This window comes from Gillisia lutea (assembly GCF_021568705.1).
In the GTDB taxonomy this organism is placed as follows: Bacteria; Bacteroidota; Bacteroidia; order Flavobacteriales; family Flavobacteriaceae; genus Gillisia; species Gillisia lutea.
Window position 1 is genome coordinate 88874 of sequence record NZ_JAKGTH010000008.1, and the last position, 17914, is coordinate 106787.

The following is a 17914-nucleotide window of genomic DNA, read 5'->3' on the forward strand; positions in this document are numbered from 1 at the left end:
TACTATGTATAAAAAGGTAGTATTTAACATATTTTTAACAGAACTAGATGTAATTCAAAAAAATATATAATTAAAACCTAAAGTTTTAATAAGTAGTTAAAATCACAAGGGGACGAGCAAGAGATTAATTAAATTTGAATATGCAAAGAACAGTCTTATTAATTGTAATTGGAGTATTAGGAGTGGTTGGAATCATATATTATGCATTTCATGGAACCGCTCCAAATTTTGATCTTCCAAATGCTCAGGCATTGAAAATCGTTCAAAAATGGGAGTTACCTGATGCACTTGAAGAAATTTCTGGGATAGCCTGGATAAGTGGAAATAAAATACTTTGTGTACAAGACGAAGATGGTATCTTATTTATATATGATTTAGCTTCCTCTAAAATTGAAAGAAAAATAGATTTTGAAGAGAATGGAGATTTTGAAGGCGTTGCGTTGATAGGGAAGAAGGCTTATGTTTTAGAAAGTAATGGTACAATTTTCGAGATTGAAGATATATATAAAGAAGATCCAAAAACCTACAAATATAAGTATGAGCTAAAGGAAAATTATAATTTTGAAGGACTCTGTTATGATAGAAATAACAATCAACTTCTTTTAGCAGTGAAGGATAAAGCCGGAAAGAATAAGAAGCCTGTTTTTGCTTTCGATCTGAGTATTAAGGCAATTAATGAAAAGCCAGTTTTTCGAATTGATTATGAAGATGCTGTTTTTAATAAGTTGGACCAGAAAAAAAATAATTCTCGCATGAATCCCTCAGAGATTGGAATTAATCCGGTCACAGAAGACATCTATATTTTAGAAGGGAAAAATCCAAAACTATTAATCCTAAATGCCACCGGTAAAGCTAAAGAACTGTATGTTTTAAAAGAAGGTCAATTCCCGCAAGCTGAAGGATTAACTTTTAGTAAAGATGGAAAGTTATATATATCTAACGAAGGCCAGGGCGGAGCTCCTAACATTCTTCAAGTTACATTAGATTAAAAAAGAAAGCTGTCACAATGTGGCAGCTTTTCTTTCTTTGATTTTTCTTTCTACAATTTCTGAAGCTTTTTAGCTACTGCCTGCACTTCATCTAGCACCCTCAATAAATTTTCACCCCACAGTTTAGCTATTTGTTCTTCAGTATAGCCACGCTTCACCAATTCTAAAGTAACATTAAATGTTTCAGAAGCATCACTCCAGCCTTCTACACCACCCCCTCCATCAAAATCGGAGCTAATTCCTACATGGTCGATCCCAATTTTTTCTACCAAATAATCGATATGATCTACATAATCGGAGACATTTACCGGACTAGTTTGTTTTTTTAATGCTTTTACATCAGTATGAGAAGTCTCGATTACTTTCTGATATCCTTCATAATATGCTGTTTTCTGAGCGATATTTAATTTTTGTATACTATCTCTCTCTAATAAGTTAAAACCAATTTCACTAGCCTTTGTTTTATAGATTTCATTTTGAGCATTACTAAAGGCCTCATCTTTTTCAGAATTCACATACGATCTGAATGCTACTGTTTGTACAACACCTCCATGCTTTTTAAAAAGCATCAGCAATTCGTCATCAAGATTTCTACTGTGATCGCATAAGGCTCTGGCAGATGAATGGGAAGCTATTAATGGTGCTTTAGAGAGCTCAAACATTTGTTTTATAGCTTCTTTAGAGGGATGTGATACATCTATCATAATTCCCAACCTATTCATTTCAACTATAGCTTTCTTGCCAAGTTCACTTAACCCATTATAAAGCCAGATATTATCCTCTTCTCCTGTATTCGAATCACTAAACTGACTATGTCCGTTATGCGACAATGACATATATCTCGCTCCCAGATCGTAAAATTTACTAATGTTCGATAGATCCTCCCCAATTGGATAGGCATTTTCAACGCCTATCATGGCCACGAGCTTCCCTTGGCTAACTAAATCTCTTACTTCTTCTGAATTGGTAGCAAGTCCAATTTTACCTGGAGCAATTTCTTCTGTTAGCCTATGAATAGCTTCAAATTTTGACATTGCATTGTCGTAGGCTGCTTCATAACCTGTATCCGTTAGTTCTCCCTGGCCAGTATAAACTATAAACCAGGCCACATCCAATTTTCCCTCCAACATTTTGGGAATATTTACCTGAGAATCTAAATTACTACTGTAGTTATTATCAATGGTAAAATTATTTACATTTATATCATCATGGGTATCAATAGTAATTAACTTCTCATGAATTGCTCTTGCTTTCTGCAATAATTGCGTGTCATCTATTACCTGACCAAAAGCAAAACCTCCGGCTAATAAAAAGCTTATACTAAGTAATTTGATTTTCATAAAGTTCATTTTAAAATTTGATTCCGAAAATTAAGAATAATAAATAAACTTTTTACGATGTGTAAGCAGCCTATTTTTATACTAAAATCTCATCTTAAAATCTTAACTTATACTGTAATATAAAATATGCCGAATAGCATAATAATATTTTATTTAGCTACTGGTTTTTATTCTAACTTTGATAAGTTTTAATTAATTATATGAATAAAATTATTGTTGTTAACCAACCTGAAAAATGGAATTTATCGGTTGATAATGTAAGTGTCATTTCTACGCAGGAATACTTGACCAATTCTAAATTTGCACAACTTAAAAAAGCCAGGATCTTTAACTTGAGTAAAGATTATTCTTATCAATCTAAAGGTTATTATGTTTCTCTTTTAGCCGAAGCCAGGGGGCATCTTGCTATCCCAACCGTTAAGAATATTGTAGATTTAAGGGAACCTAAATTGGTGAAGATCATTTCTGAAGATTTTGATGATCTTATTCAGCAAAGTTTTAAGAATATCAAATCCCAGAAATTTACGTTAAGCATCTATTTTGGTCAGAACGTGGCTCAGAAATACAAGGAATTAAGTGCTATGTTCTACAGGCATTTTCAAATTCCATTTTTAAGGGTAAAATTCAATTTCACCAATAAATGGAATATAAAATCTATTCGAGCAATAGCAGAATCTGAAATACCAGAGGAGCATAAGGAAAGTATGTATTCATTTGCTTCAGAGTATTTTGCAAAGAAGCGCTACGATACTCCCAAACTTAATACGTCTGAATTTGATCTGGCAATTTTAGTACAAGCTGATGATCCAGCACCTCCCAGTAATCCAAAAGCGATTAAGAAATTTATTGAGATAGCTGAAAAAATGAATTTCTATGTAGAGGTTATCTCTCCGAAAGACTTGTCTAGACTTTCCGCATTCGACGCTTTGTTTATTCGCCAGAGCACCGAGGTAAATAATGAAGCCTATGCCTTTGCAAGAAAAGCGCAACAGGAAGACATCGCCATTATTGATTATCCCGATGCAATTTTAAAATGTTGTAACAAGGTTTTTATGGCCGAAGCCTTGCAAAACGCAAATATCCCCACTCCACGAACCATGATTGTTCATAAAGAAAACAAACATGAAGTTTTGCCTTATACTGGCTTACCCTGTGTTCTAAAATCGCCAGATTCTACTTTTTCCTTTGGAGTTAAAAAAGCGGAGACTGTAGAGGAGTTTCAAACTTTAGTGAGCTCTATGCTTAAGAGTTCTGAACTTATTATTGCTCAGGAATTCTCTCCTTCAGAATATGATTGGAGAATAGGCATTTTAGATGATAAGCCAATTTTTGCCTGTAGATATTATATGGCTAAGGGGCATTGGCAGATCTATAACTGGAATGCTCCAAAAAAAGATGATCAGGATGGGAATGCCGATTGTATGGCTATAGAGGATGTTCCGAAGAAGATTTTAAATGTAGCATTAAAATCGGCTAAATTAATGGGAAAGGGCTTATATGGAATTGATGTAAAGGAGGTAAATGGCCAGCCTCTTGTTATTGAAATTAACGACAACCCGAATATAGACTTTGGTGTAGAAGATTCTTTCTATGGAGACAAGGTTTATATGGAGATTTTAACCGCAATTAAAAATAGATTACTAAAGAAATAATATGAGCTATCACCTTTTTGAAGTATATGGCATAGAGCTGGAGTATATGCTTGTAAGAAACGCCGATCATAAAGTAACTCCTATCGTGGATGAACTGATGATTGCCAAAAATGGTTCATTAACATCAGATATCGATAATGGTAAAATTGAATGGAGTAACGAGTTGGTAGGGCATGTGGTAGAGCTTAAAACCAATGGGCCAACATCCGATCTCGAAAATTTAGATGAGTTATTTGCCAATAACATAAAGGAAATCAATGAAATTCTTTCCCATTTAAATTCTAAATTGTGGCCCAGTGCTTCTCATCCATTGATGAATCCAGATACCGATATGCAATTATGGCAACATAATTATAGTGAAATTTATGCCTTATACAATCGTATTTTTGACTGTAAAGGGCATGGATGGAGCAATTTACAAAGTATGCACATTAATTTACCTTTTTATGATGATGCCGAATTTGAGCGATTACATGCAGCGATTAGAATCCTATTACCTATAATTCCTGCCTTAAGTTCAAGTTCTCCCATATTTGAAGGGAAATTTACTGGGTTTAAAGATGCCAGAATGGAAGTATATAAATATAACCAAAAGGAAATTCCGGAAATGACTGGTAAAGTAATTCCGGAAGGCTTGTTTACTAAAAAAGAGTATTTCGAGGGAATATTTGAGCCTATCAATAAGGCTATCAAACCATATGACACAGAGAAAATTTTAGATCATCATTTTCTCAATTCCAGAGGAGCAATAGCAAGATTTGATAGAAACGCAATTGAAATTCGGGTTATCGATATACAGGAATGCCCCAAAGCAGATATTGCCATTGCAGTCCTAATTATTGAAACCTTGAAAGTGCTGGTAAGTGAAGAACTAGTGGCTTTAGAGGATCAAAAAGCCTGGCATGAAAATGATCTTTATAAAATTTTTAATGAGGTTATAAAAGAAGCCGAAGATGCACAAATTGAAAATAAATTATACCTGAATCTTTTCGATATAAAGGAAGAAACTTCAGCAAATAAACTTTGGATTAAAATATATAATAGGGTAAAAGATAATATTTCACCAAAGCACAGAGAAACTATTGAATTTATTTTAAAGCGCAAAAGTTTATCGACACGGATATTATCTGCGGTAGGGACAGATTTTTCCGAAGAGAATATTATAAAAGTGTATGAAAAGTTAGGGAATTGTCTTGCCGAAAATAAACTATTCCTACCATGAAACTTATAATCTCCTGTGAACATGCGGGAAATGAGATTCCCCCGCACTATGCTTATTTATTTGAAAATAATAAAGAGGTATTGAATTCTCACCAGGGAATTGATCTAGGTGCCTTTGATATTTACAAAAAGCTAGTAAAGCTTGCCGATTATCATGAGCATACGACGACTAGCCGCCTACTTATTGAAGTCAACAGGTCGCAACATCACCGTTCGTTATTTTCAGAATTTACCAAAAGTCTTTCGCCTGATGAAAAAACCAAACTTATAGAAAAGTATTTTTCTAATTATAGAGATAAGATTGAAAATAAAATAAAGGAATATATCGCTTTAGGAGAGAACGTGCTGCATATTTCTGTACATAGCTTTACACCCGTCTTAAATGGAATAGTGCGAGAAGCAAATATTGGTTTATTATATGATCCTGCCAATAATAGTGAAAAAGAGTTTTCGAAGCTTTTTAAAACGGAGCTTAAAGTATTAAATCCGAGGCTTAAAATTCGGTATAATTATCCGTATAAAGGCACGGCTGATGGGTTTACAACTTATTTAAGAAGGAGGTTTCCGCTAAATTATGCAGGAATTGAATTGGAGATCAACCAAAGCTTTGCTGATGAGAAAAGTTTGAATATAGTATTAAAAAATAACATTTATAAGGCATTAAAAATTACCGTTAATACCTTAAAATAAAAAGAGCCTGCATAAGCAGGCTCTTTAAAATAAATATAACTGGAAATTATTTTATCTCTACAACTTCAAGATCAAAAATAAGGTCTTTTCCAGCCAATGGATGGTTAGCATCCACTACGATAGAGTTTTCCTTCACTTCTGATACTAGAAGATTCATTTCCTGTCCATCAGGTCCTTTAGAAACAAGTCCCATTCCCACTTCAGGAGTGATTTCCTCAGGCAACTGACTTTTATCAACCTCTTGGATTAATTCTTGACGAGGCTCACCGTAAGCTTCTTCTTTAGGAATATTGATAGTTTTTTTCTCATTAAGTTGCATATCAATCAGGCCTTTTTCAAAACCTGGAATCAGTTGACCTTGGCCTAAAGTAAATTCAATAGGATCTTTTCCTACAGAACTATCAAAGACTTGCCCGTCTGCTAATTTTCCTGTGTAATGTACTTTTACCGTGTCATTCTGTTTTACTTGACTCATAATAATGTTTTTCAATTTTTAAAAGAGATCCAGTTAGTATATGGAACTACTTTTAATTTTTTACTAATTTCTATAGTATGTGCCAAAACCAAGCCAAAGTCCTAATAAGTATATTTCTACCAATTCCCTGTGATATTATGCAAGATTAATATTCATAAAATAGAGAAACGGGCTTTAAAGGCCCATTTTTCGTACTTTGCAATATGAATACGGAAAATATTGCAGCCTCAAATAATAATCGGAAAATATGTCAGTTATAGCATATATCTTTAAAATTAAAGGGATGATACGAGAGTTATTTTTGTTCTCTACATTAAGTGTGCTTGTGGGGATTTACATAGGATGCAAAAAAGAAGATACTTCTCCTGCAGCAATAATGGAATGGCAAACACTGGAAGTTTCGGCTAGTGCCTATAATTCTGTTCAATATCAAACGGGAAGTGCCAATCCAAGAATTACTGCTTGGGGAGATACCCTAGTTCCGGGAATGAATGTAATTGCAGTATCCCGCGATTTAATAAAAGATGGGTTAGATTATAACACTCCTGTAAGAATTGAAGGTCTGGAAGGCGTATTTTTTGTAAAAGATAAGATGCATCATCGATGGAAAAATAAAATTGACATCTATATGGGCAACAATATTCAAAAAGCGAAAAAGTGGGGGAGAAAGCGAGTGCATATTCATTATTTAGTTGAAAATATTGCGGCCGATATCATTGATGTTTCTCCTAACACCCAATAAGTTACCATCGCCTAATTTTTTTAAAACATTCACTTTAAGAATTTATAGGGAGAGATAATATTTCATAATAAATAGATTTGCAATTAGTTATAAATTTAAAATGGCTATGAAGGTTATAGCACACATAATTGCACATGAAAGCACAATTAATTCAATTTGTACAGGTAATCGCCGAATTTTTAAAGAGAAATTTCAAAAAATATAATAGTAAGCTTCCCTATATATTAACCATCATTCTTGCCTTGATAATAGTTGTGATAGGGATTAACCTATTCATTGAACTTACCGAGACCCTAAAATCTAAAACTTTAGCTACCTACGATGCTTCTATTATAAATTATGTAATTTCTTATAGAAGTCCGATACTTAATAAAATACTTCAGTTTATAACGAATATTGGAGATTTCTATGGTTATCTGGTAGTAGCTTTATTAAGTGCTTTCTTCTTTTATTTCAAACTTAAAAACTGGAGCTATGTAGGACAAATGATCCTGATCTTGGGAGTCTCTGCTTTATCAAATTTAGCATTAAAAAGGTTTATAGATAGAGCCAGACCTATGGGAGAACATTTAGTATCTGTAGAAACTCTAAGCTATCCAAGTGGACACGCAATGAGTGCTATATCTTTCTACGGATTCTTAATTTATTTATGTTATAGATTAAAAATGAATAGATGGCTCAAATTTAGTCTCATAAGCATTTTTGTTCTTTTAATTGCAGCCATTGGGATTAGTAGAATTTACCTAGGAGTACATTTTCCTTCAGACATTGCCGGAGGATTTATCGCAGGATTAATATGGATCACATTCTGTGTGCTTATGTTTAATGTAGTGGACCTTTTTAAGAGAAGGACGAATAACGCAGAAATCAGTGATATCTCTAACAAAATGAATTAGAAGGAAGTATAATTACACTATTAGCCTAAACCAAGATAGCCTAAAATAATCCATAGAATTATAAAAACAACTATAACGCCAATACAGCCACAACCGCCACCAAGTTTTTTTGCTCCCCAGCCTGCAAGTATAGCTCTAATTATATTTTTCATAATTTTATTGATTAGGTTAATTGTTTAAAAATAGATAGATATTTATAAGCTACAATCTGCATTAAGAAAACTTTAGTTTTAGCTAATATGCCTATAGTTTGAATAATCTTTATTAAATTGAACAAAAGTAATTAGTAACACCTTATAATCTTAAAAAATAATATATGCAGATACGTGATGAGAATGACAATAAATCAGAAGATTATATTATACAAAATAATAATAAAACCCGATTTGGGTCGGTTTTTATTATCATCATACTCGTAGTATTAATTGCTGTTGTAGCTATGACTGGCGTTTATTTTGATTACTGGTAGAATAATCTACATCATACAGTTATGAAATTTTAATTTCATTTAGTAATAAAAACGCCTGATTAACATATTCTTTTTCTACGAAGAGGGCAAAGTAATTAGAGGTGGATATCATTTCAAATATAGGTATACCTTCATATGCCAATAATTTGAATATATAGAAATAGAGTCCAACTGTTTTGGAACTATTCTTTGGTAAGGCTATTGTTATGCTGGAAAGATCCTCTTTTACAGTGACCAAAATTTCATTTTTAAAACATTCGGCCACGGTCTCACGTAAATCGTTTGCAACTAGAATATTACTTTCCTGATAATTACTACTATAGTTAAAATAGATTCCCACTTCATTTTTAACAATATTTAATAATTCCGCCTGACTGGATAAAATGCTACGGGAATTTAAATAAGTATATTCTGTAATCCCCGAACGCACCACGATATCTCCCATTTCTCTTAAATTGGAATTCTTAAGCAGATTTTTTTTAGGTGCATACCTTCTAAGAGCCATAATTATAGATCCCTGTTTTACAGGTTTTCTAAGCTCTTTTTCAATATCTGGTTGCAAGTATTCGGCTAACGCGCTAAAGTTTATAAGGTCCTTGGCAAGTGCATCATCTAAAAAAGGTTGATGCCTGAGCATATTGTGTACGCAGGAGGTGATCGTGTTCATTGTTAAATAATATACATTTTGTGCAAATGTATATAAATTTAATTATGTTTTTTATAGTATTTCAAAGTTTGAGTACTTATGCACTAGTAAATAAAGAGAACTATGAAAGTTTTAAAATTTGGAGGGACCTCTGTAGGATCTGCTCAGAGCATACGAAATGTTAGAAATATTGTAGAAAATGTAGATGGGAAGAAGTTAATCGTTGTTTCTGCAATGTCTGGGGTAACTAATGATCTTGTAAAGATTACTGAATATTTTAAAGCCGGAAATTCCCGAGAGGTAAATTATATAATTGCTGGCTTAAAAACCAAACATTACAACCTGATTTCCGAATTGATACCTCATGGTCAAATAGAAGCAGTATTTACCCAAGTAGATAATATATTTTCCAGCTTGGTAGAAATTACCAGCAACGATTATTCCGAAAACCTGATCTCTGCTATTCTAACCTTTGGAGAATCTTTACTATCATGTATTTTTTCCGCCTTTTTAAATTCTACCGGAATACAGAACAAATTATTGGACGCAAAGAAATTTATGTATGTATCAAATTTGGAAAATCCTGATACCGAAAAGGTAGGAAGGTTATTCCAGCAATACGTTTCAAACCTAGGAGAAGAAAAGGTATATGTTACTCAAGGCTTTGTGAGAATAGATAAATTCAATAGAATTAATACTTTAAAAAGAGGTGGAAGCGATTTTACAGCAACTATTCTCGGGGCAGCTATTGAAGCAGAAGAAATTCAAATATGGACAGATATAGATGGCTTTCACAATAATGATCCCCGTTATGTTGAACATACCCATCCATTATTTCACCTTACTTTTGAGGAGGCGGCAGAACTGGCATATTTTGGAGCCAAAATCTTACATCCACAAACAGTTTCCCCGGTAATTGATAAAAATATTCCCATTTTCTTAAAAAATACTTTCACACCAGAAGCTCAGGGAACTATGATATCATCGCAGATAACCAGCAAAGGGCTTAAGGCTATTTCAGCTAAAGATGGTATTACAGCCATAAAAATAAAGTCTAATAGAATGCTAATGGCTCACGGCTTTCTAAGAAGGATCTTTGATGTGTTTGATGCGCACGAAACGGCGATTGATATGATAACCACTTCAGAGATAGCTATTTCATTAACAATAGATGATACCCACAATCTAGAGGCTATAATTAACGATCTGGAAGATTATGGTGAGATCACTGTAGAAACCGACCATAGCATTATATGTATAGTAGGTGAGGGGCTTATAGAGGATAAAGCAACTTCTAGATTATTTGAAATATTAAATGACATACCGGTTAGAATGATCTCGTACGGTGGAAGTATTAATAATGTTTCCCTACTGGTAGAAACCAATAATAAAATTGCAACATTGCAGGCTCTTCATCAAAAGTTATTCAAAATTAACGAGCCAGAACTTATCCATTAAAATTAAGATTCGTTTTGTTTATAATAAACCGTTCTGCCTTATTTTAGGGTAGGCGGTTTTTATTTTTCTGCTCTTAATTGTTCTAGTTCATTCTTTACCTCAATAAATTTCGAAAGAAAATAAGTGCTTTTATTTCTATGCTGATTAAGCATTGCACCGGTAAAGTTAGCTGTTCTATGTTTTTGTAGTGTATTAAATAATTCTTCTATTTTAAGTTTTAGTCTTTCCTGATGCGGAATTTTATCATATAACTGATTGATAATGTCAAAACCTCTTAACTGGGCTTCTTTCCATATATCGGGTTTGGTGTAAAGTGCTATTGCAGCTTGCGCAAAAAGTACAGGGGCATTCTCAATATAACCATTCCATCCCAATTCTCCATGCATCCCTTCAGCTCCAAGGCTGGTAGTTACATTAGGAGTTCCACATAACATAGCCTCCGTTAACTTACCTTTTAGTCCTGCACCAAAGCGCAGTGGAGCTAAGCTAACTTTTGCATTTTTCACTTCCCACTGGGCATTCTTTGTCCATCCTTTGATGAAAAAATTATTTCTGGGTGCATTTAATTGTGTAACTTTTTGAGAAGGATAGGCACCATATACGTGCATTTGGGCACGTGGAAGTTCTTTATTAATTAAAGGCCATATCTCCTTTTTTAAGTAAAGGACCGCATCATAATTTGGAAAGTGTCTGAAATTTCCAATACTCACAAAATGCTCTCTTTCCTCATATTTGGGAAGTTCAGTTATAGTGTTTTCAGAAAGTTTATCGAATAGGAAGGGAATATAAATCAGTAAATTAATAGGAACCTCAAAATCGGTAATAAGCAGCTGCATTTCTTGCTTAGAAATAATAAGGCTTAAATCACATCTATAAATACTAGCTATCTCTCGTTTTGCCAGTTCAGAATCTTTAATTTTTAATTGGTTTTTTTGTAGAGCTTTAAACTCCAGTTCACGGTGTTTTCTTAAAAAATGAAGATCTTCCGTATCGAGAATCTTTATTGAATTAGGACAAATCTTCGTTACTCTCCATCCAAACTGCTCTTCCATCATAAACCTATCGAATAAAACAATATCCGGAGCTAGGGCAGAAATAAAATCATCAAAACTACTGTTGTTCAATTCAATATTGATGCTATTAATGTCCATTTCCTCAAGGTTAGCCATATGAATGGTCTTGGCAGCTGTAGAGGCAAAAGTTATTTTATAATTTTGCAAAAGAAAAAAGTCCAGAAGCTGCATCATACGCGCCCCTGCAGCCGAAGAATTGGGTTCCGGCCATACGTACCCTATTACTAAAAGAGATTTCAAATTTTGATTTTTTCAAAAATACCCGAAATTTTCTTAAATATGTTCAATTAGTAAAACTACTTGAAAGTAAAAGAGAACCTACAATCCATAGTACTAGTGAAACCGCTCCTCCAATTATAAGAAAATGCCTAAATCTATAGATTCCCATTCCATAAATAATGGTATTTGTTTGATATCCAACTGGTGTGAAGAAACTAAAATTTGCAGCAAACATGATGGCAAGAATAAAAGGTTTAGGATCTAATTTTAAAGCCAAGGCAATAGTAATGGCTATAGGTGTTATAATAATAGCGGTGGCATTGTTTGAAACAAAGCCGCTCATAATCATCGTCACTAAAAATAGTATTCCTACAATTACAGTTCCGGTTTGATCGTCAAATAATTCGAGTAATCTTGCTGAAATCCATTCATCTGCCCCGCTGTTACTCATAGCCACCCCTAAAGGTATCATTCCTGCCAGGAGAAATATTATTTGCCAGTTTACCTGAGAATATATTTTACCGAGATCTATGCATTTAAAATAGATCATAAGAAAACAGCCTACAAGTGCACTTTTTAAGATTGGAAAGATAGAGAAGGCTGAAAGTGCAATTACAAGTAATAAGATGCCTAAACTAATATATTTCTTAGATTTGGTAGATACATCTACTTCTTCATGCTCCTGTAAAATCGCTATATTTTCTAATTTACTTAAATTGGATAGGGTACGCTGGGAAACTTCTACCAACAATCTGTCACCAACTCTTAGTTCAATTTGGTCACGTTTTTTACCAAAAATCCTGCTTTCTGGATGAATATAACTTCTTCGTTTTTTAATAGCCAAAGGAACTGCTCCATGTAGATCATAGGCCCCAACCGAGTTGATATTTTTACCTATTAACGGGGAATTAGGCAGCATTAAAAGTTCCACTAACTGGACGCTTTCTTCTATTGGTTCTTCATGTTTAAGAGGATCTAATAATTTTTCTGCATCCGATTTTTTTATTATAGTAAGACCTTTATTCTCCTTAAGCTTTACCAGGTTTTCTAAGTTAGATCTTAATAACAGCTGATCATTTTCCTGTAAGCTAGTATATTTTCCAGGTCTATCATTTATAATCCCGTCCCTTTTCAATCTTAATATTTCTATATCATTATTGTCATAGAAAAAAGTATCAACTATGTTCCTTCCAATAAGTTTAGAATCATGATTTATAATAACGGTAGTAATATATTCGTCTAAATTATATGCTTCATTTAGGTTGGTCTCTTTTTTCTTAGGAAGAAATCTTGAAAAGATGGTGACAGTTAATATGGTAATTACCAAAAATATAACGCCATACCAGGTAAATTCAAAAAAGGAAAACTTTTCTACACCCCGTTCTACGGCAATAGCATTAACAATTAAATTGGTAGAAGTTCCCATAAGGGTACAGCTTCCTCCAATAATTCCTGCAAAAGAGATAGGCAACAATAACTTTTCGCTTGGAATATTATATTTTGCAGAGAGTTCGGTGATAATTTTAATAAACACAATTACCACTGCGGTTGTATTAATAAAGGCTGAAATCCCGCCTGCAATAAGCATAAATAAAGGAATCATGAGATAAATGGGAAGACCCTTAAAATTCCGTAAGCCTTTGGCAAGCCAGTCTATAACCCCATTTGTTTCCAAGCCAATAGCTATTATCATTAAGGCGAGAACTGTAATGGTTGCAGGGTTGGAAAACCCACTTATGGCTTCTTCAGGACTAATTATATTGGTGACGAGTAGACTTACCATTATAAAAAAAGCAATTTTGTCTACAGGAAAAACTTCCAGAGCAAAAAATACAATTACAATAGCTAAAATGATAAACACCAAAATTATTTCTACAGTCATACCCCTAAATTAGGAAGTTAAAAGTAGAATTAAAAAGAGTTTAATCTTATGAAGTTCTGAAATATTTATGAATTGATGTAATGAATAAGAAAATCCTTATAACAACCGTAACTAGATTTTATATTTTTCATGCCTTTCTTTAAGCATTTTACAATTGAGATCTTTTCTATTTCGGAGAACTGTTTTTCCGAACCAGGTATGATATTTCTGGTTTTCGAGAAATTCAACATTTATAGCAAACCATTCCTCATCAGAATATTGCCTATTGAAAAATTGCTCCCATTCGGCTCTAAGGCGCTCATTTCTAAAAATATAACTCTCTAAACCCAAATGATAAAGATCAGCGTCACAAATAATTTTTTCAGCCTGATTCTTGGGGTTTTGAGGCATTTTGGTAGCCATAATACAGCTTTTCACAATCTCCATCTTGTCCTTTGGATAATTATGCTTTTCCAGATAATCCATGGCAAATACTACACTTTTATCCTCATGGTCCTTATAGGTTTCGGCCATGCCGGTATCATGAAATAATGCAGCGATAAGAATAGGTTCTAAATCTGCACCAAAAACCTCTTCATAATTTGCGATGGTCTTTACATATTTATAGACATCCTGAGTATGTTGTACACTATGGAAAGGTAAAGATTTACAGCGACTGTTGTTTAAAAAATCAATGCAGTACTCTTGTGTTTGAGCAACAATGTTAGACCTGCTTAAACCTTTTAAAAAACTAAATGCCATAAAAATAGATATATCTGAGATTGGGAGTTTTAATTTTGCAACCGCAAAAAGTGCTTTTTTTGTTATACAAAATCATGTTTCTAATTTACGAGAATTCAACTAATACATCAACTAAATAAATACTTTAACCTTTTATTAGGTAATTGTATTAATAGTAGATGAATCTCTTTTAATAAATCAGCATAAGTATACCGTAATACACATCTAAGCGATTCAAATTTCAAGTTCCACAATTTGTGCGAAAAAAAAGATTAATTAATAAAGTAATCTTAATTCCTTTTTCTCTTCTTCAGTTTTTGTATAATTTGAAAAAAAGAAAATTTTATAGTTATGAGTCGAGGTTTTGTAAAAGAAGATGATCAGGAAGAAGCACCTTTTATTCCTCCAAGAGCTGCCTTACCAGTGGGCGTTATTAATTATGTTACCCCTCTGGGTTATAAGAAACTGATAGATGAAAAAAAGGAACTTGAACAGCAGCGAGCAAATCTTGATATTACAGACGATAAGGAGCGAAGGCATGCGCTTGCAGTGTTGGACGGAACCATTAATTTATTGCAGGATAGAATTAATTCTTCCAGAATTTTAAAACCCGAAGAGCAACCACAGGATGAAGTTCGATTTGGTGCAACGGTGAGCTTTAAAAATTTAGACGATAAAAAGACCCTGAAATTTCAGCTTGTAGGTGTGGATGAGGCGAATATAAAAGATCAAAAAATAGCTTTTGTAGCTCCTATTGCCAAAGCGCTTACAGGAAAGAAAGTTGGTGAAAAAACACAAGCATTTATGGCCGGAAAACAGCAAGAATTAGAAATTTTAATGATAGAATACTAATTTGACTGAATTACAAATTCAATAGTATCTACAATGTCTCCATATTTATCAATTTCTATTTCAAAGGAGACTTCAGATGTTTTTGAAAAATATCCAAGATTGGAAAGCTGATTTTCATTCAACTTTGCTTTATATGTGCCAGGAGGCAAACCTAAATAGCTAAAATACCCATCACCTTCGGTAAGAATATTGGCAATTACCTCTTGGTTGGAATCTAAAATATTAATTATAATCCTACCCAGACCGTTGGTGCCTGACTCGTTTTTAAGATATACCATTCCCGAAACTTCTCCCACAACATGAATAGGGACATAAATATTTTTAAACTGATTAGGAACCGTCTCTACGCTAATTCTAGGATTTTTAATTCTCCACGCAATGTTATCTACACTTAAAGTATCGATTTCTATTACCAGATTTGTGTAAGGTTGCAAATCGGTTATATTAATAATAGTTTCATTTTTATTATAAGAAACTGCTCCCAAATTGTTCTTTAAATGAACATTTGGTACTTCCGGTTCCGAATCATCCATCTTTCCATTAGAGTTGAGATCCAGAAAAGGAAGAATATTAATAGAGCCTTTTCCAGCGCTATTTCTATCACTTACGCTTAAACTTCCTGTGTTATCATCCAATCTTAAACTTCCCCTGGCAGATTGTACAAATGATGAGTTTTTGTTTCCAAACCTTGAAACCACGGCGGTTTGGGCAAAATCAAAAATATATCTTAATCCTATCTCAAGATTATATAAATTTCTTTGTAGATTATTTTCATAACTTAAATTGAGGAAACCTCTTCTAAAAACAGGTCTTTCCAACTCTACACGCATATTTGTTAATTCACTGGTATTGTAATCATACTGAATTTGTGGAGAAAAGAGGAATTGATAGGGTAGGCGATAGGTTTGAGATAAGATGCTGTAAATTGTGGGGTCCACACTTCGGTCATTGAACAGGCCGTAAGTGGTTAAATTAGTGCTTACTCCCATAACAACACCGGACAAAAGAAGCTGAGCTGTTGTAAACTCTGAAGTAGGCATGATAATTTGATTGAGACCAAATCGGGTATAGGCCGTAAAGAATTTTGTACGTATAGGAGTAGAAATGGTTAGTTTTCTTTCTTCCAGATAATTATAATTTATTGCAGTTTGATCCCTGTCGTAATTTATATAACTAAAATCGACTTGAAAACTGGAGAGAGTTCTATAGCTTAATAAACCTTCAGCTTTTACCCCGTAAGAATACTCCCCTGTAAACAGAAAGCTGGGTGCTAATTTGATGGAGGTATTAATAAAAGGAATAACCTCACCGCTCGCTGTGTTAGAAACATATTCTGCTCCACCACCAATTGTAAGTCCGTTGGTAATTCCATAGTTTAAATTTAATCTTGAAAATTTTCTGTTATCTCCATCCTCAACAATTCCGGCACTTAAGGTATATTCAAATTCATTCTTCGGAATAAAATTATAAGGGATATTTATAGATTTTTCTTCAAAGCGCTCCTCTCCGTTCGGACCGTAGAATTTTAAATTAACAGCGGTATTACCATACATAAGAGGGACATCAAAAGTGTAAAATCCGGAAGCATCGGCTTCTACGAAGTCTACAAGTATGTTATTAATATATAACTCTACCGTCCAGCGCGGTTCAGTGTAATCACTAAGAGTATAACTTCCAAAAGAGCGTCGGTTATGGACAGGGGCATTACTAAGTTGAAGCCCAACAACCGGAGCGAATAACGAGGAGGTGGAGCGAGTAAATATTTTACCTGCAGTAATTTGCTTAAATACCGAGTTACTATTATTTACATATCTCCATTGATAAAATTGATTGCGAGAAATAAAGGGAACCTGAGTTGAATAATTTAAGAGCACATTTGTTTCTCCTCCGGCAATAATTGTTCCTAAGCCAAGGTTAAACCGGTTGTCATTTTCGCTTATGGACTGTTGTGTAGTGGTAATTCCCCAATCTAACATTCCAGCTTTAAAAAACGGATATGTTTTGGCAATTGTAGTATCTGGTTTTACAATACCTTTCACATTATCTAAATTGCTACGCATTTTACGCAGTCTAATCTCTTTTAAAAGCGGTAATTCCAATTCTGTTTGCAGAACAACTTCTAAGTTTCTGAAATTAAAATCTGTATTAATTTCAAAGATCTTTCCAAAGTAATCGGACTTTAAATACGTAGTTGTGGGTGTTACTATAAACGCATCGCTTGCAGGGTAGGTTACGTCTTTATATAAAATACTTTTACTGGTGGGATCTATTTTATATTTAAACCCGGAATTAATTAAAAATCCGGTTATCACATTACCGGAGGATTCCTTGGTGTTTTTGATCTTTAAATGGTTAAATAATTCGGTAACCCCTATATAAGCATCTTCATTTTTAATCGCAATAGGAAGATCTAATACTCCGTAGTTGGGAATTTTAAGATCAACAGTTAGTTCATCATATTCCGGATAGCCCTGGGCCTTAACGGTAGGAATTCCTATACTGAATAAAAGTAAGAGTAATGTTACCCTGCCAAGTAAATAAAATATGTATTGAAAAAAACAAGCAGGGTATTTATGTCTCATCGATTAGA

At 33.6% G+C, this 17914-nt stretch carries 17 protein-coding genes; 9 read left to right on the forward strand and 8 right to left on the reverse strand.

All coding sequences use genetic code 11. The features are described from left to right. Window positions 1–140 precede the first annotated feature (140 nt). Window positions 141–989: an SdiA-regulated domain-containing protein gene (locus L1I30_RS07560; protein WP_236133671.1), complete on the forward strand. Its 849-nt coding sequence runs from the start codon at window positions 141–143 to the stop codon at window positions 987–989. A 50-nt stretch (window positions 990–1039) separates the two neighbouring features. Here L1I30_RS07560 and L1I30_RS07565 read toward each other — a convergent pair whose 3' ends face one another. Next, window positions 1040–2329, reverse strand: a complete 1290-nt coding sequence (locus L1I30_RS07565; protein ID WP_236133672.1) for a dipeptidase — start codon at window positions 2327–2329, stop codon at window positions 1040–1042. A 200-nt stretch (window positions 2330–2529) separates the two neighbouring features. Here L1I30_RS07565 and L1I30_RS07570 point away from each other — a divergent pair, with 200 nt between their 5' ends. From L1I30_RS07570 to L1I30_RS07580, 3 genes are read left to right on the forward strand one after another with little or no spacing between them, the layout of a single operon-like run. Beyond that, the gene (locus tag L1I30_RS07570) at window positions 2530–3981 is read left to right on the forward strand and encodes a RimK family ATP-grasp domain-containing protein (protein ID WP_236133673.1); all 1452 of its coding nucleotides are present in this window, start codon (window positions 2530–2532) and stop codon (window positions 3979–3981) included. Window position 3982: 1 nt separating this feature from the next. Then, window positions 3983–5203, forward strand: a complete 1221-nt coding sequence (locus tag L1I30_RS07575) for a glutamate-cysteine ligase family protein (RefSeq protein ID WP_236133674.1) — start codon at window positions 3983–3985, stop codon at window positions 5201–5203. Beyond that, a complete protein-coding gene (locus tag L1I30_RS07580; RefSeq protein ID WP_236133675.1) occupies window positions 5200–5892 on the forward strand; it encodes an N-formylglutamate amidohydrolase in 693 nt (230 codons plus the stop codon). Before L1I30_RS07575 ends, L1I30_RS07580 begins: the two co-directional genes overlap by 4 nt. A 46-nt stretch (window positions 5893–5938) precedes the next feature. On the opposite strand, the gene L1I30_RS07585 is transcribed toward L1I30_RS07580, so the two are convergent. After that, on the reverse strand, window positions 5939–6367 hold the full coding sequence (locus L1I30_RS07585; protein WP_236133676.1) for an FKBP-type peptidyl-prolyl cis-trans isomerase: 429 nt from the start codon (window positions 6365–6367) through the stop codon (window positions 5939–5941). 247 nt (window positions 6368–6614) lie between these two features. Between L1I30_RS07585 and L1I30_RS07590 the strand changes: the two genes are divergently transcribed. Both L1I30_RS07590 and L1I30_RS07595 read left to right on the forward strand, forming a co-directional pair. Further along, a complete protein-coding gene (locus tag L1I30_RS07590) occupies window positions 6615–7109 on the forward strand; it encodes a 3D domain-containing protein (protein WP_308444053.1) in 495 nt (164 codons plus the stop codon). 134 nt (window positions 7110–7243) lie between these two features. Next, on the forward strand, window positions 7244–8005 hold the full coding sequence (locus L1I30_RS07595) for a phosphatase PAP2 family protein (protein ID WP_236133677.1): 762 nt from the start codon (window positions 7244–7246) through the stop codon (window positions 8003–8005). A 20-nt stretch (window positions 8006–8025) separates the two neighbouring features. Here L1I30_RS07595 and L1I30_RS14315 read toward each other — a convergent pair whose 3' ends face one another. Then, a complete protein-coding gene (locus L1I30_RS14315; protein ID WP_262911035.1) occupies window positions 8026–8157 on the reverse strand; it encodes a hypothetical protein in 132 nt (43 codons plus the stop codon). 164 nt (window positions 8158–8321) lie between these two features. On the opposite strand from L1I30_RS14315, the gene L1I30_RS07600 reads away from it, so the two are divergent. Continuing rightward, on the forward strand, window positions 8322–8474 hold the full coding sequence (locus L1I30_RS07600; RefSeq protein WP_236133678.1) for a hypothetical protein: 153 nt from the start codon (window positions 8322–8324) through the stop codon (window positions 8472–8474). Window positions 8475–8493: 19 nt separating this feature from the next. On the opposite strand, the gene L1I30_RS07605 is transcribed toward L1I30_RS07600, so the two are convergent. Continuing rightward, complete coding sequence (locus tag L1I30_RS07605) at window positions 8494–9141, reverse strand: hypothetical protein (RefSeq protein WP_236133679.1); 648 nt, start codon at window positions 9139–9141, stop codon at window positions 8494–8496. A gap of 102 nt (window positions 9142–9243) precedes the next feature. On the opposite strand from L1I30_RS07605, the gene L1I30_RS07610 reads away from it, so the two are divergent. After that, on the forward strand, window positions 9244–10578 hold the full coding sequence (locus L1I30_RS07610; RefSeq protein WP_236133680.1) for an aspartate kinase: 1335 nt from the start codon (window positions 9244–9246) through the stop codon (window positions 10576–10578). Between the two features lie 59 nt (window positions 10579–10637). Here L1I30_RS07610 and L1I30_RS07615 read toward each other — a convergent pair whose 3' ends face one another. The 3 genes from L1I30_RS07615 to L1I30_RS07625 form a co-directional block, all read right to left on the reverse strand. Beyond that, on the reverse strand, window positions 10638–11891 hold the full coding sequence (locus tag L1I30_RS07615; protein WP_236133681.1) for a glycosyltransferase: 1254 nt from the start codon (window positions 11889–11891) through the stop codon (window positions 10638–10640). A 43-nt stretch (window positions 11892–11934) separates the two neighbouring features. After that, window positions 11935–13752, reverse strand: coding sequence for an SLC13 family permease (locus L1I30_RS07620; protein ID WP_236133682.1), 1818 nt, complete (start codon window positions 13750–13752; stop codon window positions 11935–11937). Window positions 13753–13863: 111 nt separating this feature from the next. Then, the gene (locus L1I30_RS07625; RefSeq protein ID WP_236133683.1) at window positions 13864–14493 is read right to left on the reverse strand and encodes an HD domain-containing protein; all 630 of its coding nucleotides are present in this window, start codon (window positions 14491–14493) and stop codon (window positions 13864–13866) included. A 330-nt stretch (window positions 14494–14823) separates the two neighbouring features. Here L1I30_RS07625 and L1I30_RS07630 point away from each other — a divergent pair, with 330 nt between their 5' ends. Beyond that, window positions 14824–15324: a GreA/GreB family elongation factor gene (locus tag L1I30_RS07630; RefSeq protein WP_236133684.1), complete on the forward strand. Its 501-nt coding sequence runs from the start codon at window positions 14824–14826 to the stop codon at window positions 15322–15324. Here L1I30_RS07630 and L1I30_RS07635 read toward each other — a convergent pair. Continuing rightward, window positions 15321–17906, reverse strand: a complete 2586-nt coding sequence (locus tag L1I30_RS07635; RefSeq protein ID WP_236133685.1) for a hypothetical protein — start codon at window positions 17904–17906, stop codon at window positions 15321–15323. The two genes, L1I30_RS07630 and L1I30_RS07635, sit on opposite strands and share 4 nt — an antisense overlap. Window positions 17907–17914 lie beyond the last annotated feature (8 nt).